Source organism: Thalassolituus maritimus, assembly GCF_900156675.1.
Classification (GTDB): Bacteria; Pseudomonadota; Gammaproteobacteria; order Pseudomonadales; family Oceanobacteraceae; genus Thalassolituus; species Thalassolituus maritimus.
On sequence record NZ_FTOH01000002.1, the window covers coordinates 1 to 23,574 of the forward strand.

At 53.0% G+C, this 23,574-nt stretch carries 24 protein-coding genes and 1 tRNA gene; 12 read left to right on the forward strand and 13 right to left on the reverse strand.

The annotated features are described in order from the left end of the window. Positions 1 to 63: 63 nt before the first annotated feature. A complete protein-coding gene (locus BW941_RS02860) occupies positions 64 to 852 on the reverse strand; it encodes an SDR family oxidoreductase (RefSeq protein ID WP_084188564.1) in 789 nt (262 codons plus the stop codon). A gap of 136 nt (positions 853 to 988) precedes the next feature. Here BW941_RS02860 and BW941_RS02865 point away from each other — a divergent pair, with 136 nt between their 5' ends. From BW941_RS02865 to BW941_RS02875, 3 genes are all read left to right on the forward strand, one after another. Beyond that, positions 989 to 1,888: a hydrogen peroxide-inducible genes activator gene (locus tag BW941_RS02865; protein ID WP_076514193.1), complete on the forward strand. Its 900-nt coding sequence runs from the start codon at positions 989 to 991 to the stop codon at positions 1,886 to 1,888. A 4-nt stretch (positions 1,889 to 1,892) separates the two neighbouring features. Then, the gene (gene recG / locus BW941_RS02870) at positions 1,893 to 3,971 is read left to right on the forward strand and encodes an ATP-dependent DNA helicase RecG (protein WP_076514194.1); all 2,079 of its coding nucleotides are present in this window, start codon (positions 1,893 to 1,895) and stop codon (positions 3,969 to 3,971) included. Positions 3,972 to 4,068: 97 nt separating this feature from the next. Further along, entirely contained in the window at positions 4,069 to 5,469 is a 1,401-nt protein-coding gene (locus BW941_RS02875; protein ID WP_076514195.1) for an aminoacyl-tRNA deacylase and HDOD domain-containing protein, read from the forward strand. On the opposite strand, the gene BW941_RS02880 is transcribed toward BW941_RS02875, so the two are convergent. The 7 genes from BW941_RS02880 to BW941_RS02910 form a co-directional block, all read right to left on the reverse strand. Beyond that, complete coding sequence (locus BW941_RS02880; RefSeq protein ID WP_076514196.1) at positions 5,450 to 6,241, reverse strand: hypothetical protein; 792 nt, start codon at positions 6,239 to 6,241, stop codon at positions 5,450 to 5,452. The genes BW941_RS02875 and BW941_RS02880 overlap by 20 nt on opposite strands. Next, entirely contained in the window at positions 6,238 to 7,530 is a 1,293-nt protein-coding gene (locus BW941_RS02885) for a dicarboxylate/amino acid:cation symporter (RefSeq protein WP_076514197.1), read from the reverse strand. Before BW941_RS02885 ends, BW941_RS02880 begins: the two co-directional genes overlap by 4 nt. 81 nt (positions 7,531 to 7,611) lie before the next feature. Next, positions 7,612 to 7,974, reverse strand: a complete 363-nt coding sequence (locus tag BW941_RS02890; RefSeq protein ID WP_217693560.1) for an SCP2 sterol-binding domain-containing protein — start codon at positions 7,972 to 7,974, stop codon at positions 7,612 to 7,614. Positions 7,975 to 8,001: 27 nt separating this feature from the next. Beyond that, positions 8,002 to 8,610: a DUF1415 domain-containing protein gene (locus BW941_RS02895; protein WP_076514198.1), complete on the reverse strand. Its 609-nt coding sequence runs from the start codon at positions 8,608 to 8,610 to the stop codon at positions 8,002 to 8,004. Continuing rightward, on the reverse strand, positions 8,598 to 8,870 hold the full coding sequence (locus BW941_RS02900; RefSeq protein ID WP_068435111.1) for an HU family DNA-binding protein: 273 nt from the start codon (positions 8,868 to 8,870) through the stop codon (positions 8,598 to 8,600). Before BW941_RS02900 ends, BW941_RS02895 begins: the two co-directional genes overlap by 13 nt. 62 nt (positions 8,871 to 8,932) lie before the next feature. After that, a complete protein-coding gene (locus BW941_RS02905) occupies positions 8,933 to 10,093 on the reverse strand; it encodes an FAD-dependent oxidoreductase (protein ID WP_076514199.1) in 1,161 nt (386 codons plus the stop codon). Positions 10,094 to 10,172: 79 nt separating this feature from the next. Beyond that, positions 10,173 to 10,337 carry a rubredoxin gene (locus tag BW941_RS02910; protein ID WP_068441816.1) on the reverse strand — a complete coding sequence of 55 codons (165 nt, stop codon included), beginning with the start codon at positions 10,335 to 10,337 and terminating at the stop codon, positions 10,173 to 10,175. Positions 10,338 to 10,484: 147 nt separating this feature from the next. Between BW941_RS02910 and BW941_RS02915 the strand changes: the two genes are divergently transcribed. The 4 genes from BW941_RS02915 (at position 10,485) to phoR (BW941_RS02930) (ending at position 14,051) form a co-directional block, all read left to right on the forward strand. Beyond that, entirely contained in the window at positions 10,485 to 11,045 is a 561-nt protein-coding gene (locus BW941_RS02915) for a chorismate--pyruvate lyase family protein (RefSeq protein WP_084188565.1), read from the forward strand. 7 nt (positions 11,046 to 11,052) lie between these two features. Then, the gene (gene ubiA / locus BW941_RS02920; RefSeq protein WP_245820030.1) at positions 11,053 to 11,940 is read left to right on the forward strand and encodes a 4-hydroxybenzoate octaprenyltransferase; all 888 of its coding nucleotides are present in this window, start codon (positions 11,053 to 11,055) and stop codon (positions 11,938 to 11,940) included. Positions 11,941 to 12,036: 96 nt separating this feature from the next. Beyond that, entirely contained in the window at positions 12,037 to 12,735 is a 699-nt protein-coding gene (phoB, locus tag BW941_RS02925; protein WP_076514201.1) for a phosphate regulon transcriptional regulator PhoB, read from the forward strand. A gap of 2 nt (positions 12,736 to 12,737) precedes the next feature. After that, positions 12,738 to 14,051, forward strand: coding sequence for a phosphate regulon sensor histidine kinase PhoR (gene phoR / locus BW941_RS02930; protein ID WP_076514202.1), 1,314 nt, complete (start codon positions 12,738 to 12,740; stop codon positions 14,049 to 14,051). Here the strand turns inward: phoR (BW941_RS02930) and BW941_RS02935 are convergent. Together BW941_RS02935 and cysZ are read right to left on the reverse strand one after the other, a co-directional pair. After that, positions 14,013 to 14,909 carry a response regulator gene (locus BW941_RS02935; RefSeq protein ID WP_076514203.1) on the reverse strand — a complete coding sequence of 299 codons (897 nt, stop codon included), beginning with the start codon at positions 14,907 to 14,909 and terminating at the stop codon, positions 14,013 to 14,015. The genes phoR (BW941_RS02930) and BW941_RS02935 overlap by 39 nt on opposite strands. Next, positions 14,884 to 15,693, reverse strand: coding sequence for a sulfate transporter CysZ (gene cysZ / locus BW941_RS02940; RefSeq protein ID WP_175607852.1), 810 nt, complete (start codon positions 15,691 to 15,693; stop codon positions 14,884 to 14,886). Before cysZ ends, BW941_RS02935 begins: the two co-directional genes overlap by 26 nt. 73 nt (positions 15,694 to 15,766) lie before the next feature. Here cysZ and trmH point away from each other — a divergent pair, with 73 nt between their 5' ends. Both trmH and BW941_RS02950 read left to right on the forward strand, forming a co-directional pair. After that, on the forward strand, positions 15,767 to 16,468 hold the full coding sequence (trmH, locus tag BW941_RS02945; RefSeq protein WP_076514205.1) for a tRNA (guanosine(18)-2'-O)-methyltransferase TrmH: 702 nt from the start codon (positions 15,767 to 15,769) through the stop codon (positions 16,466 to 16,468). 840 nt (positions 16,469 to 17,308) lie between these two features. Then, positions 17,309 to 17,785, forward strand: coding sequence for a cyclic di-GMP-binding domain-containing protein, MshE-related (locus BW941_RS02950; protein WP_076514206.1), 477 nt, complete (start codon positions 17,309 to 17,311; stop codon positions 17,783 to 17,785). A gap of 71 nt (positions 17,786 to 17,856) precedes the next feature. Here BW941_RS02950 and BW941_RS02955 read toward each other — a convergent pair. Beyond that, positions 17,857 to 17,932, reverse strand: a tRNA-Thr gene (locus tag BW941_RS02955). Between the two features lie 185 nt (positions 17,933 to 18,117). On the opposite strand from BW941_RS02955, the gene phoB (BW941_RS02960) reads away from it, so the two are divergent. The 3 genes from phoB (BW941_RS02960) to BW941_RS02970 all read left to right on the forward strand — a co-directional run bounded on the left by phoB (BW941_RS02960) (position 18,118) and on the right by BW941_RS02970 (position 21,084). After that, positions 18,118 to 18,807, forward strand: coding sequence for a phosphate regulon transcriptional regulator PhoB (gene phoB / locus BW941_RS02960; protein WP_076514207.1), 690 nt, complete (start codon positions 18,118 to 18,120; stop codon positions 18,805 to 18,807). Positions 18,808 to 18,824: 17 nt separating this feature from the next. Beyond that, positions 18,825 to 20,090: a phosphate regulon sensor histidine kinase PhoR gene (gene phoR, locus BW941_RS02965; protein ID WP_084188569.1), complete on the forward strand. Its 1,266-nt coding sequence runs from the start codon at positions 18,825 to 18,827 to the stop codon at positions 20,088 to 20,090. 178 nt (positions 20,091 to 20,268) lie between these two features. Further along, positions 20,269 to 21,084, forward strand: a complete 816-nt coding sequence (locus tag BW941_RS02970; protein ID WP_245820031.1) for a delta-class carbonic anhydrase — start codon at positions 20,269 to 20,271, stop codon at positions 21,082 to 21,084. A gap of 54 nt (positions 21,085 to 21,138) precedes the next feature. Here BW941_RS02970 and BW941_RS02975 read toward each other — a convergent pair whose 3' ends face one another. Both BW941_RS02975 and BW941_RS02980 read right to left on the reverse strand, forming a co-directional pair. Further along, positions 21,139 to 21,822 carry a response regulator transcription factor gene (locus BW941_RS02975; RefSeq protein WP_076514208.1) on the reverse strand — a complete coding sequence of 228 codons (684 nt, stop codon included), beginning with the start codon at positions 21,820 to 21,822 and terminating at the stop codon, positions 21,139 to 21,141. Next, positions 21,819 to 23,405: a sensor histidine kinase gene (locus BW941_RS02980; protein ID WP_076514209.1), complete on the reverse strand. Its 1,587-nt coding sequence runs from the start codon at positions 23,403 to 23,405 to the stop codon at positions 21,819 to 21,821. Before BW941_RS02980 ends, BW941_RS02975 begins: the two co-directional genes overlap by 4 nt. Positions 23,406 to 23,574 lie beyond the last annotated feature (169 nt).

Below are 23,574 nucleotides of genomic sequence, written 5' to 3' on the forward strand. Positions count from 1 at the left end.
AGTTTTTGACCATCCTGAATGCGATGATCCGGAATGGTCAGGAGTGGTCTTATGAATAATTATTTAGCTACGGTTGAACCACAGTCGCTTGTTAGAACAACGACGGTTAGCGCGGCGTGATACTTCACCCACGTCGCTATCCGGGTCGACCTCACCGATACGATCCTTCATCCATTCGAGGACATCGAACAGAGTGGCTGGCTCGTTGTCAGTGGCGAGATAGCAGTCATCGAGCGATTCGCCGTTCAGGGCGCGATTAATCAGAAATTTGAGTACTCCGAGACAATCATCACGGTGAATGCGGTTGGTCCATACAGCGGGTTCCGGGTCACAGTAACCGCCCTGACGCGCCTGCTGAATCATGCGTTCACGGCCCGGGCCGTAAATACCAGTAAAGCGTACGACAGTGCCGTGGAATGCCGAATCGAGCAGTACTTTCTCCGCCGCCAGCATTTCTTTGCCGGCAAAGCTGGATGGCGTTGTTTCGGAGTTTTCGTCGACCCACTCACCATCCATCTGGTGATATACCGAAGAGCTGGAAACAAAGAAAACACGCTTAGGCGTCTGCCCTTTCAGCTTCTTAAGAATGTTCTTCAGGCCTTTCACATAGTACGCGTGATAACCTTCTTTCGAAAAAACCGGCGCTGCTACGCTGTATACGACAATATCAATGTTGTCTGGCAGGTCGGTCAGGGTGCTGGCATCTGACACGTCAGCACTGATCACCTGAACCCCTTCCCCAACGGGCTTGTCCGAACGGCGGACGCCTGTCACGTCATGCCCTTCCCGGGCGAGGTCCTGTGCCAGATGGCCGCCGATATCTCCGGTGCCCACAACCAAAATAGAAGCCATGCCTTTCCTCCACTATTTCAGGCATTTTGTACCGCATCTCGGCGGTACCTTACGTTTTATTTTGTTACGGTCTTTCGCTGACGTAATGGATAGGTAGAATAAATCAGATAAGCCACCTTCATTCAAGGTAACAATCATGACCCTGACCGAACTCCGCTATATCGTCACTGTTGCACAGGAACGACATTTTGGCCGAGCCGCTGAAAAATGTTACGTCAGCCAACCGACGCTCAGCGTAGCGATAAAAAAGCTGGAAAGCGAGTTAGAGGTCGCCATTTTTGAGCGCAGTAAGAATTCCGTCACCGTTACTCCGCTGGGTGAGCGCATTGTGGCCCAGGCTCAACGTGTTTTAGAGGAATCCCGGGCCATTAAAGATATCGCCAGCTCGGGCAAGAATCAGCTGTCGACGCCACTCCGCCTCGGCGCCATTTTCACCATTGGGCCTTATCTGTTTCCTCATCTGGTTCCCCAGATACACAGTGCCGCGCCGGGCATGCCGCTCTACCTGGAAGAAAACTACACCGGTGTCTTACGTAAGCAGCTCAGAGAAGGCGAGTTGGATGCCATCGTGATTGCGCTGCCTTTTACTGAACCCGACGTCGTGACCCGACCTCTGTACGAAGAGAAATTCGTCGTCGTCATGCCCAAAGAACATGAGCTGACGAAGCAGAAAGATATCGACCCTGAGCAACTGATCGACCTCGACCTGCTCATGTTGGGCGAAGGTCACTGCTTCCGCGATCAGGTGTTTGAACACTGCCCGGCATTGCATCGTAAACAGCACAGCCGGGTCGGCAGTGTCCTCGAAGGCAGCTCGCTCGAAACACTCAAACATATGGTCGCCACCGGTCTCGGTGTGACCGTGCTCCCTGAGTCCGCTCTCGGGAATATGGACGACAACCTGCTGGCCACGCGTCCGTTCCGTGAGCCGGCGCCGTTTCGGACGGTGGCCCTTGCCTGGCGCGCCAGTTTCCCCCGCGGCAATGCCATCGACCTGTTGATCGAAAACGCCCAGCTGTGCTGGTCTAAGAAGTAACCTGATGGCGAACTCCGGTAAGCTAACGGATCTGAAAGGCGTCGGGCCAAAACTGGCAGAGCAGCTGGGTAAACTGAATATCCACTCTCTCACTGACCTCGCCTTTCACCTGCCTTTCCGCTACGAAGACCGGAGTAAAATCACACCCATCGCTGGCCTGATGCCTATGCGGCCTGCGGTTATTCAGGGAGAGGTGAAGGGCTCGAGCGTGGTGTTTGGCAAGCGCCGCAGCCTGCTGGTTAAGCTTCAGGACCAGAGTGGACTGATCAATCTGCGCTTTTTTCATTTTAATGCGGCGCAGAAAAATCAGATGAGCAAAGGCACCCTGTTGCGCTGCTATGGTGAACCCCGTCGCGGAGCCAGCGGACTCGAGCTTTACCACCCTGAATACCAGCGCATCGAAGACGGTCTGGATACGCCGCTCGAAGCGTCTCTTACTCCTATTTATCCGGCCACCGATGGTATTACTCAGCAGCGCCTGCGCCTGCTCCACGAACAGATGATTGAGCTGTTGAAGCAGGATGAGGTTGCTCTTCCTGATCTGCTCCCCGAACAATGGTGCGCGCAATGGCGACTACCGGGCCTGCGCGAAGCACTCCTGTTTCTCCATAACCCGCCCGCAAACACGGACCTGTTACAACTGGAGGCAGGCAGCCACCCCGCACACAAGCGCTTGATCCTGGAAGAACTGCTGGCGCACCAGTTATCTCTGTTTAAACTGCGTGCTCAGGTACAGGCGGATAAAGCACCTGCCATCCTGAGTGACCATACGTTGCGAAGCGCACTACTGGAGAAACTGCCGTTTACACCAACCGGTGCCCAGCAACGCGTCACCGATGAAATTACTGAAGATCTCAAACAACCCTATCCGATGCTGCGCCTGGTCCAGGGCGATGTTGGTTCTGGTAAAACCTTGGTTGCGGCACTTGCTGCCTGTGATCTGCTTCAACAAGGTTATCAGGTCGCGTTAATGGCACCGACCGAGATCCTAGCCGAGCAACACCTGCGTAATCTGGCGGGCTGGTTTGAGCCGCTTGGCATTCGCATGGGCTGGCTTGCCGGCAAAGTTAAAGGAAAAGCCCGGGAAAAATCCTTATATGAAATCGCCAGTGGCGAAGCGCAACTGGTCGTAGGGACTCATGCGTTATTTCAGGAGGACGTGCATTTCTCGAAGCTCGGTCTGGTCATCATTGATGAGCAACACCGCTTTGGTGTCCATCAACGCCTGTCGCTCAAGGAGAAAGGTGAACGGGCAGGGCTTGCTCCGCATCAGCTGATCATGACAGCAACGCCCATCCCACGAACTCTGGCCATGAGTGCATACGCCGATCTCGATACCTCAGTGATTGACGAACTGCCTCCGGGGCGTAGCCCGATTACCACGGTTGCCATCAGCGATCAGCGACGTCCGGAAATCATTCAGCGCGTGCAGGAAGCCTGCTCTCAGGGCGCGCAGGCCTATTGGGTCTGCACCCTGATCGAAGAAAGCGAAGCTCTGCAATGTCAGGCGGCAGAGAATACCTTTGAAGAGCTTCAGAAAGCGCTTCCGGGGCTGCGCGTCGGTCTGGTTCACGGACGTATGAAGGCCGCTGAAAAAGCAGACATCATGGCTGCTTTTAAAGATCATCAACTGGATCTTCTGGTCGCAACCACCGTCATCGAAGTCGGCGTCGATGTACCAAACTCGAGCCTGATGATCATTGAAAACCCGGAACGCCTCGGTCTTGCCCAGCTGCATCAGCTGCGGGGGCGGGTTGGTCGTGGCAGCGCAAAGAGTCATTGCGTCCTGCTCTACAAATCTCCCCTGTCATTGACCAGCAAACAACGCCTGCAGGTCATGCGCGATAGCCAGGACGGCTTTTATATTGCTGAACAGGATCTCGAGATCCGCGGCCCCGGTGAGTTATTGGGCACGCGCCAGACCGGACTGCAGATGCTCAGGATTGCCGACCTGCAACGCGATGCTGACCTTCTGCCTCAGGTACAGGAGATGGCCAATGACCTCTGGTACCAGCATCCTGCCACTGTTGAACCCCTGATTAAACGCTGGCTGGGCGATGCCGAACGCTTCGCTAACGTCTGACCCCGAACAAAGAAATATCTCCAATTTAGTCCCAATCGACCACATTTTTCAGGATCTCTACTATATTTTCTGAAAGAACGAATTCCGGGGCGAAAACATGTCAGCCATTCCAGCCGTCGTACAGAAAATCCTTGAAGACTGGCGAATCCCCTACTCCGCCGCTGATGACAAGGAGTTGTTTGAAATCATGCAAAGTAATCCGCCCGCATCCTACTCTTCCAAGGTTGCTTACAATGTGTTCCTGAAAGATGAGCTGGGGCAGGTGCAGGTTCTGGTTCCGGGCGACCGGATGCTTGATCTCACCCAATTGTCACACGCCTTTGGCAGACAGTTCACCGCGCTGTCGGTGGACGAGCTTGACCTGCTCAAGGCCCGCTACAAAATCGATCAGTTTCCGGCGATCCCGCAGATCACCGAAATGGAAACCATGATTGACCAGGCACTGCTGCGAGAGCAGGAGCTGTTCGTATACTCTGGCGAAGAAGGCAAAACCTGGCTCAAGATTCCGATGTCAGAATTCCGTGCGCTGACGACCAGTTCGCATGTCGGTAACTACAGTACTCCTTTGCGTCCTGACTGCCCGGGGCAGGGCAGCGATCAGGATCTTGATGATGTCCATTCGGCCATCCGTCAGTTTACGCCGCTCAGAATCAAGCAACGCCTTGAAGAAACCCTGGACCTCCCGCCACTACCCGAAGTTGCGCGCAAAATTATTGAACTTAGGGTCGACCCAGACGCCGACAGCAAGGCACTGGCAACCACCATCGAAGTTGATCCGGGCATGTCGGCTCAGGTACTGAGTTGGGCGCGCTCTCCTTATTACGGCACACGTGGCGAGATCAAAAGTGTTGAAGAAGCGGTGATCCGCGTGCTCGGTTTTGATCTGGTGATCAACCTTGCACTCGGGCTGGCGCTGGGCCGGTCTCTGGCTGTGCCTAAAGAAGGGCCGCACGGTTATACCCCATTCTGGAAGCAGGCAGTGATGACCGCAGCACTGTGCGGCGAACTGGTACGTAAAATAGAGCCAGCAGGTCGCCCATCACAGGGCATGGCCTACCTGAGCGGTCTGCTGCATAACTTCGGATTTCTGATTCTGGCGCAGGTGTTTCCGCCCCAGTTTTCGCTGATCAACCGCCACATTGAGGCAAACCCGCACATTAACCGTTTCTACATTGAAAACTACTTACTCGGCATGAGCCGTGAGCAGTGCGCCGCGGCCTTGATGATGCAGTGGCAGATGCCCGGTGAACTGGTTGCTTCGCTGCGTCAGATGCACAACGCCGATTACGATGACGACTACTCAGGCTATGCAAACCTGCTCTTCGTTGCCGTACGTCTGCTGCGTGAACGTGGTGTCGGTGACGGACCATCGGAAGTTATTCCCGAGCATGTATATACGCGCCTGGGCCTCTCCGCTGAAGACGCGGCTGAGGTAGCGGATGCTCTGGTTGAGAATCAGGACAGCTTCGCTGACCTTATCAGCGTTCTGAATCACTGAGGCTTTGCGAAGACCAGCCCGTTATATGAAAGCCAGGCTCTCGCTGGATGAGATCTGGCTCAGCAGACTCTGGCCGGGCAGGATCTGGTAGCGCAGCAAAGGCTTCGGTCAGCCAACGCTGCATGACCGCGTCGTTCCACAGTCGGGTCAGCGCATCAACTTCTGCATTACTCACCCGGCGATACGCGTACAGCATAAAATCCAAAACCGCGTCTCGTGTCTGGGCTTCGTATCCTTGAGAAAGTTCAAGTTCCAGAGCATCTGACACGGACGCCTGAGCGTGAATCAACCATTCTGCCATCCGTGTTACCGATACGAGACGCTCCACCCTTTGCACCCGGGAAACAGCCGGTGGGTAGGTGGCCAACCTTTGCATGTAACGTTCGTATTCTGGCGTTCCCTGTTCCTGAAGCGCAGTATCTTCCATCAAACGCCCCCGCGCCATCAGAGAATCATCGACGATCTCCAGTAAGCGGGCGACCTCTTCGTCCGTGAATGATTCAAGCAGCTGGGTAAACGATGTCTGTAGAGCAACAGGTGACCAAGGCAGAAGCCGGCGCAAGCGGTCACGCTTCTCGCTGCCACTATGTTCAGTCAATTGATCTTCAGCTAACTGCCGGACCTGTGTCGATATACCGGACACACCGCTCCCCGAAATAATGCGCTCAGATGCACTCGCATCAACAGCATAAGCAAGGCCCGAATATGTCAGCAAGGCAGTAAACGCTACAATGAGCAGCGTCAAACAGCGGTAACGAGAAAGCAGCTTCATTTGTCGTCGTTGTTAGTTGTCGCAGAGATACTCAGGTCGTTATAGCGCTCATGATTCAGAACCCCTTCGGTCTTAGCAATCACAACCGAGACCATGGTGTCGCCAGTCACATTCACTGCGGTACGCAACATATCTAACAGGCGATCGACGCCGATAATTAATGCAATCCCTTCTACCGGCAGCCCGACCTGTTGCAGAACCATCGACAGCGTAATCAACCCAACACCCGGTACACCTGCGGTGCCGATGGAGGCCAGAGTGGCGGTGGCAATCACCAACAGGTAGTCGCCCATGCTCAGATCAAGGCCAAACGCCTGAGCAATAAACACAGTCGCTACGCCCTGCATAATGGCCGTGCCGTCCATATTGATGGTTGCGCCCAGCGGCAGCACAAAAGATGCAGCACGGGTACCGACACCGAGATTCTGCTCAGCGTTCTTGATGGTAACCGGCAAGGTGGCACTGCTTGATGCCGTACTGAAGGCGAAAATCTGCACCGGCCACATTTTCTTGAGGAAGGTTACCGGAGAAACACCGGCAAACATACGGAGCATAGCGGAGTAGACAACAATACCGTGCACCAACAGCACCGCGACCACGGTAAACATATAGGCCAACAACTCCTGCACGGGCCCCAGCCCTTTAGAGGCAAACAGGCTGAACAGCAAAGCAAATACACCGTACGGCGCAAGATTCATCAGCATGGTGACGAGCGTCATCAGAATCTCGTTCCAGTCGCTGAACTGCTTACCAATACGCTCACCCGGCACGCCCGACCGACCAATAGCAAGACCAATCAGAATGGCGAACACGATCACCTGCAGCATATTGCCCTCCGCCATCGCCCGGAACGGATTCGTTGGAAATATATTCGCCAGGACATCGATAAGAGGCACGGCTTCAGGAGCCTTAAACTCCGCCTCTACCGACATATCGATTCCGACACCGGGGTTCACGATATTGGCCAGCGTCATAGCCGCAGAAATCGCAATGGCAGTCGTCACAAGGTACAGAAACACCGTCTTCAGACTCATTCGTCCGAGGCTGCTCTGATCGCTCAGATGACAAACGCCGCAGACCAGAGAAACAAACACAAGCGGTACAACGAGGACTTTCAGGCTGGAGACAAAGATTTTACCGATCAATGCAAACAGACCGGACGCCAGCAGATCATCCAGCACATAACGCACGCTGTCATTAAGGTCTGGCATGGCCAGGAGGTTGAACGTGATGGTGCCGAGCGCGATGGCCAGCGCCATGGCCAGAAGAATTCGGGTTGTCAGCGTCACGGTACAGCCTCCTTATTATTCTGATTATCTCTCACTGATCGATCTGGCCCTGATAACAGGGCCAGATTTTCAAGCCTTAAATCAGGGTTTCAGGTATTTACTGATGCCCTGGAACCACATCACTTTCGACAGGTCGCCACTGATTTTAATGTCTTTTTCCTGAATGCCACGCATAAAGGCATTGCGGTCTTTCGAGGTAAGCACTTTCAGACCGGTATGCGCATCTTTGAAGCTGATCGTGAATGCAGGATTGCTGTGCGCCTTACCTTTACTTGAGATGGTTTCATCTTTAACAACAAACTGACGGACGGCTTTGCCATCGTCGGTCTGTAGCTGAAATGCCATATCCTGACCTGCCAGTTGCTCCCGGAACTTAGGGTTCTTCTTGGCTGCTTTTTTCATCAGTTTGGACAGTACCCAAAGCAACATGCGAAATTTAAACAAGGGAGTCTCCTCAGCTGTCAGCGCCCGTTAATTATCGGGCGTACTTTGATCATCGTTATCAGCAAATACCGCGGTACCTGCCAGCGACGGCATAATATTTAGCAGGCCATTATGCCCCAGACGGCGCATATGGTGTCGGTTTCTTTCAGGAATTCTCTCAGGGAATCTGATCTGTGTTAAGGCGTCTTCAATATCCTGCTCACGGATAATATGCAGCATAGGAAACGGAGAGCGGTTGGTGAAGTGACTCATGTCGTCTGCGTCTTCACCCTCAAACACGTACTGCGGGTGGAAGGTCGCCAGCTGCAACAGCCCTTCATACCCCATCTGCACCAGCAGATCATCGCAGATCAGAGTCCAGTTCCAGTACTCATCAAAATCCTGATACAGGTTCGGTACAACAAACAACGCGGTGGGTAGATCAGAGGGCGATGAATCAGCCACCTCTTGCAACAGAGTCATAAACTCAGCGGTTGCCGTGTAATCATCAAAGGCTGGGGAAACTTCAATCCGGAGAGTGTCCATAACTGGACTGGCGAAGGGGCAAAGCCCTTCACCGACCACCAGCCGGCTGACCCACTCACGGGTCAGTTCAGCGGCGGCAGTAACATCAGGAACGCCGCTTATTGGACGGATTCCTTCAGCGCTTTACCTGGCTTAAATGCAGGAACCTTAGCGGCTGCAATGGTGATTGGCTCACCAGTCTGTGGGTTTTTACCCTGGCGCTCAGCGCGGTCACGTACTTCAAAAGTACCGAAACCGATCAGAGTCACAGATTCGCCTTCGCTCAGAGACTTAGCAATCTGGTCTGTGAAAGCAGTAACAACCTCTGCTGCTTTCTCTTTGCTCAGGTCTGCTTTTTCAGCGATGGCCGCAGCCAGTTCTGGTTTACGCATAGTAATATCCTTGTTTCTGTTGTCAGTATTGATCTGTTAAAGACCAATGATGTTACAGAGAATCAGGGCATGATTGCCGGCAATTCTTTGTTGAGTGCTACTTTATTCGCTACTTTTGCTCCGGTCAAAGCGTATCCGAGCAGATCACCCGCTTCATTGCGGTATTCTGCCTGAACGTCATTGCCTTCCTGTTCAACAATCCAACGACCTGACGCATCACCACCCGGTGGCGGAGAAACAACCACAGGACACGCTGGCGTCTTCACAGTGACAGGCATAACACCGTAGCTGACTTCAGTCGGTGTGCCGGTCAGTGTCTTCGCCAGAGCACGGGCGGAAGCCATCAGCGGCAGTACGTAGAGCAGCACACGGCCTTCAACTTCAGCACAGTCACCCAGAGTGTAAACATCATCAGCACTGGTTTTCAGGTGACGATCTGCAACGATACCGTGGTTCACTTTGATACCCGCATCGCCCGCAAGCTGAGTGCGAGGACGAAGACCAATCGCTGAAACCACCACATCAGCACGAATTTCATCACCGTTGTCCAGAGTTGCGACAACACCGTCGCCATCACGTTCAATACGGCTCACCAGAGGGCCAAGGTGGAATTTAACACCGATGCCTTCCAGACCTGCCTGTACTGCGTTAGCGGCTGATTCAGGCAGCAGAGTCGGGAACACCTGATCACACGGAGCCACGATCTCACACTCATAGCCGCCAGCAGTCATATCATTGGCAAACTCACAACCAATGAGACCTGCGCCCATGATCAGAACTCGCTTTTTGCCTTCAGCGGCGCTACGGAATTTGGCGTAATCTTCGAGGTCATTGATCGAGAAGACGCGATCTTCAGCACCACCTTCGATGCGCGGACCCACCGCTTCAGCCCCCCAGGCCAGAACCAGCTTGCTGTATTCAACCGTTTCATCACCCAGACTGATGGTATGCGCATCGATATCGATCGCTGTCACCACAGTATTGGTACGGATCGTCATGTTCAGCTGTTCGGCCATACCCGCAGCAGTGTTCATCGCCAGTTCATCTGCGGTTTTATTCTTGCCGTAACCTGTCGACAGCATCGGCTTGGAGTAGCTACGGCCGTCGTCTCCGGTGATCATCAGCAAAGGCTGATCAGCTGCAAGTTTGCGAAGTTCTTTTGCCAGGTTATATCCGGCCAGGCCTGAGCCAATAATTACGATAGGAGCAGATGAATTACTCATAGAAGGGTCCGTTCAGTTATCAGGTAAGAGAGGTCTGCAGGGGTGCAGGAGGGCTACCGGGAACCGGTAGCCCGGATAATCAGATTTCTACCATCTCGAAATCTTCTTTACCTACGCCACAGTCCGGGCAGATAAAATCGTCAGGCACATCTTCCCAGCGGGTACCCGGAGCGATGCCTTCTTCTGGCGCGCCTTCCGCTTCATCGTAAATCCAGCCACATACAACACATTGCCACTTCTTCATGCCAATAACCTATGATTCGGTGAGTTTTTAAAGGTCGCTAAAAGTACTTATCAAGCCCGCTAAAATCAACGGTCAATTCCGGGCATTTTTTGAACAGATGTCCGGTCTGACTTGCCTGACCGTACGATTTAGCGCATCCTCCGCGCCATGAAGCACTCTTCTGACCTTGCTGTCATTATCCATCCTGCGCGCCCCGACTGGTCGACCCGTCTGAACGTCGCCCCTCAGGCACTGCCACATTTCTGGCGATCCTGGTTACTGGAGCGTGGCTCCCTTACCGCCCGCCTGAGCAGCCTTAAACCTGACTGCTTCAGCGTCGATTGCCAACGCGAAGGTATTGGCTACCCGACACCAACGGAGCAGAAAGAACTCGGCTTATCCGCCAGTCAGCGTGTCTGGTTCAGGGAGGTGCAACTCAAGCTGAATGGTACCCCGGTTGTGCATGCGCGCACGGTAGTACCGGCGGCCGCTCTGACCGGCCGTTTGGCACGTCTGCGCCAACTGGGCAATCGCTCTCTGGGCTCCTTCCTCTTCAGCCAGCCAGATATGCGTCGGACTTTCGTCCGTGTCTCGCGCTGCAAAGCCAATGCGACCGGGTTAGAATGGGCGCGTCGATCTGTCTTTACCCTCGGAGGCCGGTCACTGATGGTTACTGAGGCGTTCAGCCCTTTATTGACCCGCTTCGATCAAACAAACAGAACAAACTGAGGTGCCTGTGCTGACAGCCCGACTGGATTCTTTGTGGCCGCAATGGCGTGCCTGGATTGCCATTACCCGCCTTGATAAGCCGGTTGGATCTTATCTGCTGCTATGGCCAACCTTCTGGGCCTTATGGACGGCTGCCGAGGGAATACCATCGCTCAGTAACCTGATCATATTCACGGCTGGCGTATTTCTGATGCGCTCCGCCGGCTGTGTCATCAATGATTACGCTGATCGCGAAGTCGACGGCCATGTTCAGCGTACCAATGAACGTCCGTTAGCCACGGGGGCTTTGTCAGCGAAAGCGGCGCTGGCTGGGTTTGCATTACTCTGCGCTATATCGTTCGGCCTTGTACTCCTGACCAACAGCATGACGATATGGCTTTCTTTCGGCGGCGTTGCACTCGCAGCCATCTACCCCTTTATGAAGCGCCATACGCACTTGCCTCAGCTCTTTCTGGGAACCGCATTTTCCTGGGCAATTCCTATGGCGTTTGCCGCCGAGTCTGAGTCCCTGCCCGCCTACCTCTGGTTGTTTTACGCGGCGAACCTCTGCTGGACGGTGGCTTACGATACTTTTTACGCCATGGTCGATCGTGATGACGATCTGAAAATTGGCGTAAAATCGACCGCGATTCTGTTTGGCGAGCTTGATTTACAGATGATAGGGCTTCTGCAGGCCATGAATGTCGCTTTTCTGTTTTTTGCAGGACAGCAGTTTGGCTTTGGCTGGGTCTACTACCTCAGTCTCGCGACCGGCGCCGCCTTTCTGGGGTGGCAGATCTGGAGTGCCCGCAGCCGCAATCGTGAAGACTGTTTCCGGGTATTCCGCCAATCGCATTGGTTCGGAGCCATTGTCTGGTTCGGAATTGTTGGCCACTACCTGCTGAGTGCCTCCTGAGACCAGATCGATCCGATTGAATCAACACTTGTCACATACCTGTAACATCTCACCTGTGTAATACGCCGGTAATGATAACTAATCTGTGACCGGACTATGACTAACGCTGGAAAACGCGTACTCATCGTAGATGATGAAGCACCCATCCGTGAAATGATCGCCGTCGCTCTGGAAATGGCCGGCTATGAATGTCTCGAAGCCGAAAATGTTCAGGACGCTCATTCTCTTGTAGTGGACCAACGCCCCGACATGATTCTGCTCGACTGGATGCTGCCGGGTGTCAGTGGCATTGAATTTGCCCGCCGCCTGAAGCGCGAAGAAGCAACCGCTGAGCTGCCGATCATTATGCTCACGGCGAAGGGCGAAGAAGAAAATAAAGTTCAGGGCCTCGAAAGCGGTGCTGATGACTACATCACCAAGCCATTCTCTCCACGCGAACTGGTTGCCCGCCTGAAGGCCGTACTGCGCCGGGCAACACCTCCGGGTGTCGAAGAAACCATCGAAGTGAATGGTCTGATTCTCGACCCTGTATGCCACCGCGTGATGGCCCACGACAAAGCGGTTGATGTGGGCCCTACCGAGTACCGCCTGCTGCAATTTTTTATGACGCATCAGGAACGTGCATACTCACGCTCACAACTGCTGGATCAGGTCTGGGGTGGCAACGTCTATGTTGAAGAGCGTACGGTGGATGTGCACATCCGTCGTCTTCGCAAGGCGCTTGGCCAGTCACATGAGCAGCTGATTCAGACAGTTCGCGGTACCGGTTACCGCTTTTCAACCAAAGCGTCCTGATCGTGCCGGGCTGGCGTCAGGAGCTTAAACGGCTCCTGCTTCTGCTGGCCATTGGCCTGAGCGGGCTCTGGTGGAGCCCCTGGCCGTTCCTGCCTCTGGCGGTCATCAGTCTGCTGATTCTGTTCTGGCATCTACGTCAGGCCATCCGCATGAAGCACTGGTTGACCAGTTACGAATCTCAGGAAGCTCCGACCACCAGCGGTATCTGGCAGGATCTCATCAAACTCAGCTTGCGCCCAACCAAGCGCAGCCAACGCTACCGCCATAAATTACAGGCGCTGTTTGACCGACTGCAGGATTCAACCTCGGCATTGCAGGAAGGTATCGTGATGGTGGATCGCCACGGCAACCTTGAATGGTGGAACCGCTCCGCCGGTAAAATGCTCGGGCTGCGCGATCCTATCGATATCAACCAACCCATCACTAACCTGATACGCGCCCCGGAATTCACCGCCTACTTTGCCAAAGGCGACTTCGACACACCGCTGGAGCTGAATTCACCCATTGCCAAAGACATGTGCCTGTCGCTCAACATCACGCCGTTCGGACGCAACGAGCGCCTGATCGTGGCCCATGACGTCAGCCGCCTTCGACAACTGGAACAAATGCGCAAAGACTTCGTCGGCAACGTCAGCCACGAACTGAGAACGCCCCTCACTGTGATACAGGGCTATCTGGAGACCTTTGAAGATATTATCCCAGAACGCGCTGGGCGTATGCTGACTCAGATGCAGGAGCAGGCCTCCCGTATGGATTCGTTAGTGCGCGACCTGCTCGCTTTGTCGCGCCTTGAGAACGGCGCTCATGATCCAAGAACCGGTGTTGATGTCATCACACTACTCGAACAGATCACAGAAGAAGCTATCGCGGTGTCCGCAGGGCAACACGACATACGCCTGACACTGGATACCGACGACAGCCTCAGCGGCTATGAGCATGAGTTACGCAGTGCATTCACCAACCTGATCATTAATGCAGTGAAGTACACTCCCGCTGGGGGCAACATCCATATTCGCTGGTATAGAGATGGAGAAACTCTGCGCCTGGACGTGAAAGACTCGGGTATCGGCATTGAAGAACATCATCTCCCCCGCCTGACCGAGCGATTTTATCGCGCCGATCCAAGCCGCAGTAAAAACACCGGCGGCACAGGGTTAGGTCTCGCGATCGTAAAACATGTGCTACTGCGCCACGCTGGCAACCTGCTGGTCACCAGCGACTACGGGAAAGGAAGCTGCTTTACCGCCTGCTTCGAAGCGCCTGTTCACCTTCCGGCATCAGCGGACTTTCGCAATGAAGCGCGACAGCACGGCTAATTTATCTTCGTCGTCATCCACAAACCGGATCAGCATCTGAATCGTCTCGGCTTCTGGATGTGGCTCCTGCGCCTGCATCATACGAACATAGCCATTAATACGCGCCACATCGCCTGAATCCTGATCAACAATATCGGCAACCGCAGGTTCCAACAGCGCAGGCAGGGCGCCATCTCTGCGGAATACGCCGATCATTTCCTGCAGATTAATATCCTTCAGTACCAACTTGGCAGAACTGCCTGAACCGAAGCGAACACTCGCTACGCCCCTTGCCTTGGACTTAGGCTTAGTAGCGGGGGCAGCTTCCGGAGAGGAGGAACCTCCCATCAGCACGCTAGCACCGCCCATGTCCTGAGCTACCGGTTTACCCGCACCTTTACCACCAGAGGCATCGCCCCCAGCAGGTTTACCCATCAGAACATCCGCTGATTGCTGTCCGGGCATTCCCTTGAATGCAGGTCCCTCACCCGGCTTCACGCCAAGATGCTTGGCAACAACTTTAGAAACCTTGGCGACGAAATTTTCCCGTGTGAAAGGCTTGCCGATGTAGTCCGAAACTCCTGACTGCACAGCCTTAACGACATGATCACGATCACCGCGACTGGTGATCATCATAAAGGGGGTCTTCTTGTAACGCTCGTCAGATCTCATCCACTCGAGAACCTCAATGCCCGACATCTCAGGCATCTCCCAGTCACACAGAACAAGATTAATTTCGCGTTGATTCATCACGGTCACGGCCTTACGACCATCGACCGCTTCATTAATCTCACAGCCGGGATAGGTATCCCTGACTGCTTTTTTTACCAGGTCGCGGACGAACGCTGCGTCATCAACGACCAGAACCCTCAGTTTCATCGTGCGTCAGCCTTGGAGTAACGTCTTCTGTTAACTCAGCATAGCTGCTTTTGCCAGAATCGCTGCCAAAGGGCATACGTTCCAGTCGCATCAGAGTCGCTCCAATCACGGCTGCAGGCATAATAAACAGGTTAACCACGGGCACAGTCAGCAGAAGCGCCACCAGCAAGCCAAACCCCATTACCGTCCATAAATCCTCAGCCAATCTCTCACGAACTTCTGCAAACGGCTTAGCATGGTTATCAAACGAAAGATCCATGTACTGAATCGCCATCATCCAGCCGCCAAACCAGAACCACAAGGGAGGAGCGACAAGCTGCCCGATACCGGGAATCCAGCCAAGTAAAAAAATACCGAGATAACGCGGCAGGTAGTACCCCACTTTAGTCAGCTCCCGCCCAAGGGTACGGATCGTCATTGCCGGAATGGATTCATCCGGAATCGAGTGCCCCTGCAAGGTTTCAACACGCTCAGCCAACAGGCCATTCAGCGGCCCCGCAATAATCATCAGGACGGCACTGAAGAAGTACACCAGTGACAACACCAGAAAGATGACAACCAGCGGCATCAGAATCCAGTACAGAAAAGATAACCAGCCGGGCAACATATCAACCAACTGACCGATCCAGGCATCCAGCTGACTGATCCCCCAGACGCTGGCGAAACCCATCACAATGATGTTCAGGAGTAATGGAAAAGCAACATAACGACGCAGCCCGGGGGTTTTTAAGTTCTGAAAACCACGCCAGACATATTGCATACCGGTGAAAGGATTACCGCTCATGATTCCCTCGTGCATCTACGAAAAGCCTTTTATACAATCCTCGCCCTTTGTTGACCACCCAGGAGTGCCGGACATGACCCCGGAACGCTACGACCGCATCCGAAAAACCCTTGAGATGCGCCAGCCGGACCTTACCGTCATTACGGACGAAGTGTATAAACCGCATAATCTGGCAGCCATAGCACGCACCTGCGATGCCGTCGGTATTCCTAAGATTCACTGCGTATGGCCTCGCGACCGCTACCGCCTGAAAACAGCGGCAACCGCCGGCTCATCCGACTGGATTGAGGTTCAGACTCACGCCGATATAGAAACCGGGATTCGTGAGTTACAGGACAAAGGCGTAAAAGTCGTAGCGGCTCACCTCACCGATCGCGCCATTGACTACCGCGATTATGACTTTACTCAGCCAACCGCCTTACTTATGGGCACGGAAAAAGAAGGCGTCAGCGATGTTGCCTCTGATATGGCTGACGAGCATCTGATTATCCCGATGCGCGGCATGGTGCAATCGTTCAACGTATCCGTGGCTGCGGCCATCATTCTCAATGAAGCTCATTACCAACGTCAGGCCGCTGGCATGTATGACGCACAACGCCTGCCAGATGAATGGTTTGATCGCCTCTTGTTCGAATGGTGCCAACCTAAGGTTGCGCGCCTGTGCCGGGAAAATAATCTCAGCTATCCTGAGTTAAGGGCAGACGGAGAGTTAACAGACCCGCAAGGTTTTTCTGATCTGTACAATGCCCACAGGGCGGCCAAAAAGAAGGGGTGAAAGCTCTGGCTGGGACAGATTTTTACAAAACAAAAAGTGCAACAAAGCGTACGGGGCAGTAATATTGAAAATCCGTGTTACACAGCGTTTCCGAGTTGGAGTAACACTGTAAGTCATTCGCCCACCTGCTTGTGCGATATATCTCACAAGCAGGTGGGAAATTTAGGCATAACACTGTCTTAATCCCCGCATATTCCTCGCACGAAAAACCTAACCCTTTGTTTTTAAAAGAATTCCCAACAGACACTGGCATTTGACGACACGACCTGTCGCAATAGTCACGTAACACGAACTCACAGTTTTGCTATCTTTAATTTCGCAGGACGCAAGGCGCTGATGGGATCAGCAAGCAGGACGCAGGATTCGGCAGGATTGCCGGGCAGGATGCACAGGGACGACACAGGAAGCGAAGGAATATTGTGGCCAGGAGGCCAACCAGGACGGTAGAGAGGATCTCGCTCAAGGACGACATACCAGGACGGTATAGGGTGCTGTGGCGGTGAGGACAGGATGTCCTGGCCGCCCATTTAGCTCCCGGTTACTTCACTCTGAATTCCCACCTGCTCAAGAACCTCCAAAGACAAATTGCTTGCCAGCATATTTTTCGTATTTCTGCTTGTGCGCTTGTTAACCAACAAATCAGCTCAGTAACAGCGGTATTTAACCTATTACGCTCTCCTCTGGAACACCGGCCAGATAGTGACACCCTTGTCACTTAAAGCTCGTCAAATTTCCACCAGTGGCATTACAAAAGGCAACCATCAACATACCCACTGTTGTGGAGCTCACCTGTGGCTGTGTCATCCTGTATCTGTACAAAGATCACACCGGAAGAACAGTATGCCATCACCATCACTTAAGCTGCGCCTCGGGCAGCTACTTCTGAACCGACGCGCAATTACCCGTAAGCAGTTGGATGATGCACTTCAATACCAGAAAGAACACGCAGGAGCCAAACTCGGTGAAGCACTGATCGCTCTGGGGGCTATTGATGAAGGGGTTCTCAAACGGGTTCTGCGTCAGCAGCGCTGGTTACGCCCTTGCGCAACTTGTTTTGCTCTTCTGTCGCCGATATCAGTGACTTACGCCTACGACCCGGAGGAGCACATGCTCTCTTCCCAGGATGAGGCCGCGACATACTGGTATCTTCAGGAAGAACAACAACAGAGCTACAGCGACTCAGAACAAGCCATGAGAATGCTTGCTACCGCTTACGACCTTTACAAAGGCGAGCCCCAGGCCGGTGAATGGCGCTACAGTCTGAGTGAGACAGATAACAGCGAGGGCTATCAGGTCGAAGTGAAGGTTTTTTTCTGAGAGCCGAACAATCCGGAAAACAGAATGCTGGAAAAGAAAAAAGCCCGTACATCCGTACGGGCTTTTTTGTATGGTGCCGGCACCAAGAGTCGAACTCGGGACCTACTGATTACAAGTCAGTTGCTCTACCAACTGAGCTATACCGGCTAAGTGGGCGGGAATATTACTGATCAGCCCCCAAGTCGTCAACCATTTTTCGAAAAGAATTTACTATTTTTCAATAAGTTAACACCACCCACCCAAGGACAGGCTAAGCAGCACGAAAAACAGTCCAAAATCGTAATAAAAATGTCACAATACATGCCCCTGAAATGAATACACTAGGTGCCGACATGAACGCCGGATTTATCCTCGTTGCCGATGATGAACCAGCCATCTGCGAAATGATCTGTACCGGCCTCGAGCTTGCGGGCTATAAAACCCGAAAAGCAGCCAACGGCCAGATAGCCCTCCAGATGATCATCAATGAACAACCGGATCTTGTAGTACTGGATTGGATGATGCCGATGATGAGCGGCCCGGAGCTGACAGCCCGGCTGAAACGCGAAGAACGCACAAAGGACATCCCGGTCATTCTTCTCACTGCGCGCGCAGAGGAAGATGACAAAATCAAAGGGTTGGAATGCGGCGCGGACGACTATATTACCAAGCCGTTTTCGCCGAGAGAACTTAATGCCCGCATTAAAGCGGTGCTCCGCCGCAGTCAGACCACCTCCTCTGAAGCCCTGACTGTACTGGATATGACGTGTCATCCGGAAGAACAGCAGTGCCGTATCAAAGGCGAACTGGTATCGCTCGGCCCGAAAGAATACAAGCTACTGGAATTCTTTATGCGACACCCTAACCGGGTTTTCTCCCGTGAACAGCTGCTTGATAAGGTTTGGGGCGGCAACGTCTACATCGATGAGCGCACCGTTGACGTCCACATACGGCGTTTACGCAAAGCCATTTCAATTGATAACCACGAACGTCTGATTCAAACCGTCAGAGGAAGTGGGTATCGTTTTTCTCCCGAACAATAAGGTGAGGTAACGCAGGTTTGTATCAGGATGCACTGCAACGTGAACTGTTTCGGGTGGGCATAATCGTCTTAGCCGGTGTCGCTGCGGGCTGGTCGGTGGGATATTCTCTTTATGGTTTGCTGATTGGCCTGGCAATATCTCAAGTTATCAGCATCCGTCAGGCCAGCAGTATTTTTAAGTGGAGCTATCGGCAAGGCCCGGCACCTCAGGACAGCGGCCTTATCGGTTACTCTGCTGACCGTATCATTCGCCGCGAAAAGACGCTGAAAGACCGTCTGCTGAATCAGGCGAAAATGCTGCAACGCTACAATCAGGGCATCGAAGCATTGAAGGATGGCGTGGTTGTGCTGGACAGTGCAGGCCACATTACTACATTCAACAGCGCTGCTACGCGCATGCTTTATCTGCGCAAAGATGACAGCGGCCAGCACCTTACCCACCTGATCCGTGTACCTCAGTTCGTACGCTATTTTCGCAGTAATGATTTCGGCGAGCCTCTGCAGTTTGACCTGCGCAATGTCAGCCTGCAGGTTCAGATCACTGAGTTTGGTATTGATCAGAAAATCATGCTGGTCAGAGACGTCACTGAGCGCAAACGCGTAGAAACCATGCGTCAGGACTTTATTGCCGACGTTTCTCATGAACTTCGTACGCCATTAACCGTGATCAATGGGTATCTGGAAATGCTGTCAGATATGGATACCCCGGCACCATTAACCAAAGCACTGAACCAGATGGACAGCCAGGCCAATCGTATGACCAACCTGGTCAACGACCTGATTCAGTTGTCTAAACTTGAAAGCGCAAGCAGGGAGCGGGACGGCATGGCCTTTGATCTGACAGCACTATGCCATCAGGTCGCCGGAGAAATGAAAGGCTACTCCGGTGATGCAGTCGTCAGTATCAATACGGATCGCAGCCTGATCATTGATGGCTTCAAGGAAGAGATGCACTCCGCACTGACCAACCTGGTTACCAACGCGATTAAGTATGGCGACGGAAAGCAGGTGGATATCGCCATTGCCTCAAATGATCGGGGCATCGAAGTCGCCGTTACTGACCGGGGCCCGGGTATTCCACCCGAACACCTGTCACGCGTAACAGAGCGTTTCTATCGTGTAGATGAATCCCGGGAGTCGACGGTAGGTGGGTCCGGCCTTGGCCTCTCTATCGTGAAACATGCACTCGAACACCACGACGCTGAGCTCAAAATAGAATCCACTCAAGGTCAGGGCAGTACTTTCTCGTTTGTCGTTCCTGCCTTCCGCCGCAAAACAGCGTGAAGGGGCGTAGCGCCCCTCCTGTCGCTAATGCCTGCAGCTAAGACAAAACCTCGCTGTTAATCTTCTGTTAATGATCAATTCAGGCTCTTTTCAGCCTTCCTCTTTATTCTGACGGCTTCACCGAACAGGAATAAAGATGTCTATGCTCAAGCGATCTTTTTTTATAAGTACTTTAGTTATGCCAACGTTGCTGATGGCCGGACAGTCATCCTCACAGACAGTTTCAGACGGGGTTATTGCTGAACAACGAAAACGCCTGGCTGAAAATACCGATGGTCAGGGCTTCGGCCCTCAATCGCCGCGTGATATTGATGAAGTTGCTGGAAAAAATAGCAATCTGTTTCAGGCGGCCCCGGCCCATACTGAAATGAACCTCTGTAACATACATTTTCATGTTGGCGCAGAGCATAAAGGCGGCGAATTTACGACCTACGCCGGTAACGGCAATGGCCATGGGTCAGGTACGGGCTATCTGTATGATGGGCAGCTTACCAAGAAGCAATTAAAGCCATACAAAGGTGACGTCTGCGCAGCCAAAAGCAGAACGCTGGTGCCCGGAGATACCATTGAAGTGCATTTTGTTCACACCACGGCGAAGATTGAACCAGGCCCGACACTGGGTGCGTGCCTCTCCGACAACATTATGAACCCTCAGTTACGGGTTGAAGCTCAGGTCATTGTTCTGGCAAACGATCGCTCGGCGATCGACTTTGAGGATATGGCCGAGGTCAAAAGACTGAATGGTTACCATCAGGCGCCGAACATCCCGACCAACACTGGCATGCCAGTACAGTACGCAGGGTCAACGACGGGACCTTCATACAATGAGAAAGGCTCTCCACTGCAGGTAAGCTGGAGCGTACGCCCAGAAGTGGCTGTGGTTGATATCGAGTCGGTGGCAAGCTGGTGCGAAGAAAATCAGTTTGCGGAGGACCACGCACATGGGGTTCGCAATCTGGTGCTGAACCCGCAATTACTATCTGAAATTAAGTAGCCTCGCACTCTGCGACTACCAGAATCCTAAGCAGCACCCTAGCAGCGACGGATACTACCGGCTGGCAATCGTCAGCCGGTAGCCATTACCACGCAAGGTTTCGATATTCACAACATCGGTGAAAGAAAGTTTCTGGCGCACACGGCTGATGTACACATCCACTATGTTTGTGAGAGGGTCTTTTTCCGATTGCCAGACACGCTGAAGAATACGTTCGCGGCTTAATACCCTTCCTGCATTTTCAACGAGATATTCCAACAAGTCATACTCCAGACGCGTCAGACTCAGCTCTCCTGAAGCCGACTTCGCCACTCGCTGGTCGCGATACAGTTGTAGCGGACCACACGACATCAGATCATCGGATACCGGCCCGGAAGCTGCCGAGCGGCGACTCAGCGCCTGAACACGGGCAAGTAATTCTTCAAAATCGAAAGGCTTACACAGGTAATCATCCGCCCCTTGTCGCAGCCCATCAACCCGGTCACTGACGTCATCCATTGCAGTTAGCAGCAACACCATAGGCGGTGAAGGTAAGCGTTTAAGGCTCTGTATTAACATCAGACTGTCAGTGTCACCGAACATCCGGTCGAGCACAGCAACGTCCGGGCTTTCCCGGCTGATCGTCGCAATCAGATTATGGACGTCACTTTCGGCAATAACCTCATAGCCCTCAGACTCAAGACCACGCTTAAGAAAGCTGAGCAACGGGATTTCATCATCCGCAATCAGAATTTTCATTCGTCAGCCTGCCTCGGTAAGACGATAGTAAATACAGATCCCTGCCCCTGTTCTGATTCAGCGTAGATCTCACCCTGATGCGCGTCGATCAGAGCGCGTGCGATAGACAGTCCCAGCCCGGCGCCATCGGTACGAGGCTTAAAACGAACGAAGCGCTCGAATATATATTGCAGATCTGTTGGCGATATCCCGGTACCGTAGTCGACGACACGCACAAAAACCTGCTCCGCCGTGGCACTCAATACAATATCAATCGCCGAGTCAGGTTCAGAATAGCGCGTTGCATTATCAATCAGTATCGTCATAACCTGACGCAAACGCTGCTCGTCGGCCCGCACGGTAAGAGGAGCTTCGCTAAGCCCCTCACCAGTGGCCTCAGCTAAGCCGTCGACGTCCAGCCGGAACGCCCTTAAAGGCATTTTGCGTTGCCACTGCTCAACTTGATTCTCAAGCATATCGACAAGATACACATCATCCATCAGTAGCCGTAGCTGGTTGATCTCTGCCCTGGCCAACAAGAGCAGATCATCGACCAACACACTGAGGCTCACCACCTGATCAAGTACCGTCTCCAGTGCAGTGCGATAGTCCTCTACCCCCGGATTATTCTGACGAAGAGTCACCTGGGCTTCGCCCCGGATTACCGTCAGAGGCGTGCGTAATTCGTGAGAAATATCCGCAATAAATTGTTTTCGGCGAGCATCAATCAGTGTCAACTGTCGGTTCGCCTCGGTCAGTTCAGAGGTACGCTGATCAACTTCAATCTGAAGCTGCTGCCTCATCGTCTCCTCCTGCTGTTCGTGCTCGGCCATCTTTCCGGCCAGCTGGTTTAAAGACTGAACCAACGAATGAAATTCCTGATCCAGGTTTTCTGGCAGGCGAAAATTATAATTACCTGAGGCAATGATCTGAGTGCCGCTACCAATTAAGGTCAACGGCTGATAAAGCTGATTGAACAGCCAGAAACAACCAAAAACGATAAATGGTCCGACCAGCACGCAAAGGATGATACTGAACCACACGATCGCAGAATTCAGTGCCTCGATACGCGCATTGGTTGCCGAAACAACTTTGCTCTGACGCGATACCGCTGCATTAATTGCCTCACGGAATTTGTTATCAATGGTGAATTCAAGCAGGCGCTGAACACGCTCCTGCTGCCGTAGCGGCGTCGAGTCGTTCATCGCGATCACCGCATTAAACTCAGTGATAATTTCACTGATTAGCATCTGAAGTTCGTCGGTATCTTCCACACTACCCGGAGTCACGTCCGGGCCAAGCTCGTTCCTTTGCCTTAGCTCCAGCTCCCGGATCACGCGTAGCGATTGCTCAATCAATGCCTGCTTATTGCGAACCAAAGCCTGGTTCGCATTGCGACCAAAGATCAATTCATCCGTCAGCTGTTTAAACAGCCGATACGAAATACTCGACAACATCTGATGCTCGGAGAGGAGAGACTGCGCCGTGGCACTCTGACGTAAATTTTCTTTGGTAATGTAAGCCGAGACGGCAACACCGGTAAGGGCTACGACAAGCACAGCCGCAGAAATAAAACCAAACAGGAAAAGTTTTCTCTTGTACACCTCAGCTCCTTAAACATCATGGATCACCAGGTCAGCGGCCTTTCGCGTAGGTAACAACGAATAACCGGGTTGGCGTCCGATGATAAGAGAAAAGTACGCCTACGGGTATGTTGAAAGTGGCCGCTCACTGAGTAGCCACTACATAGAGGACACAAAAAAGCCCGGCTTA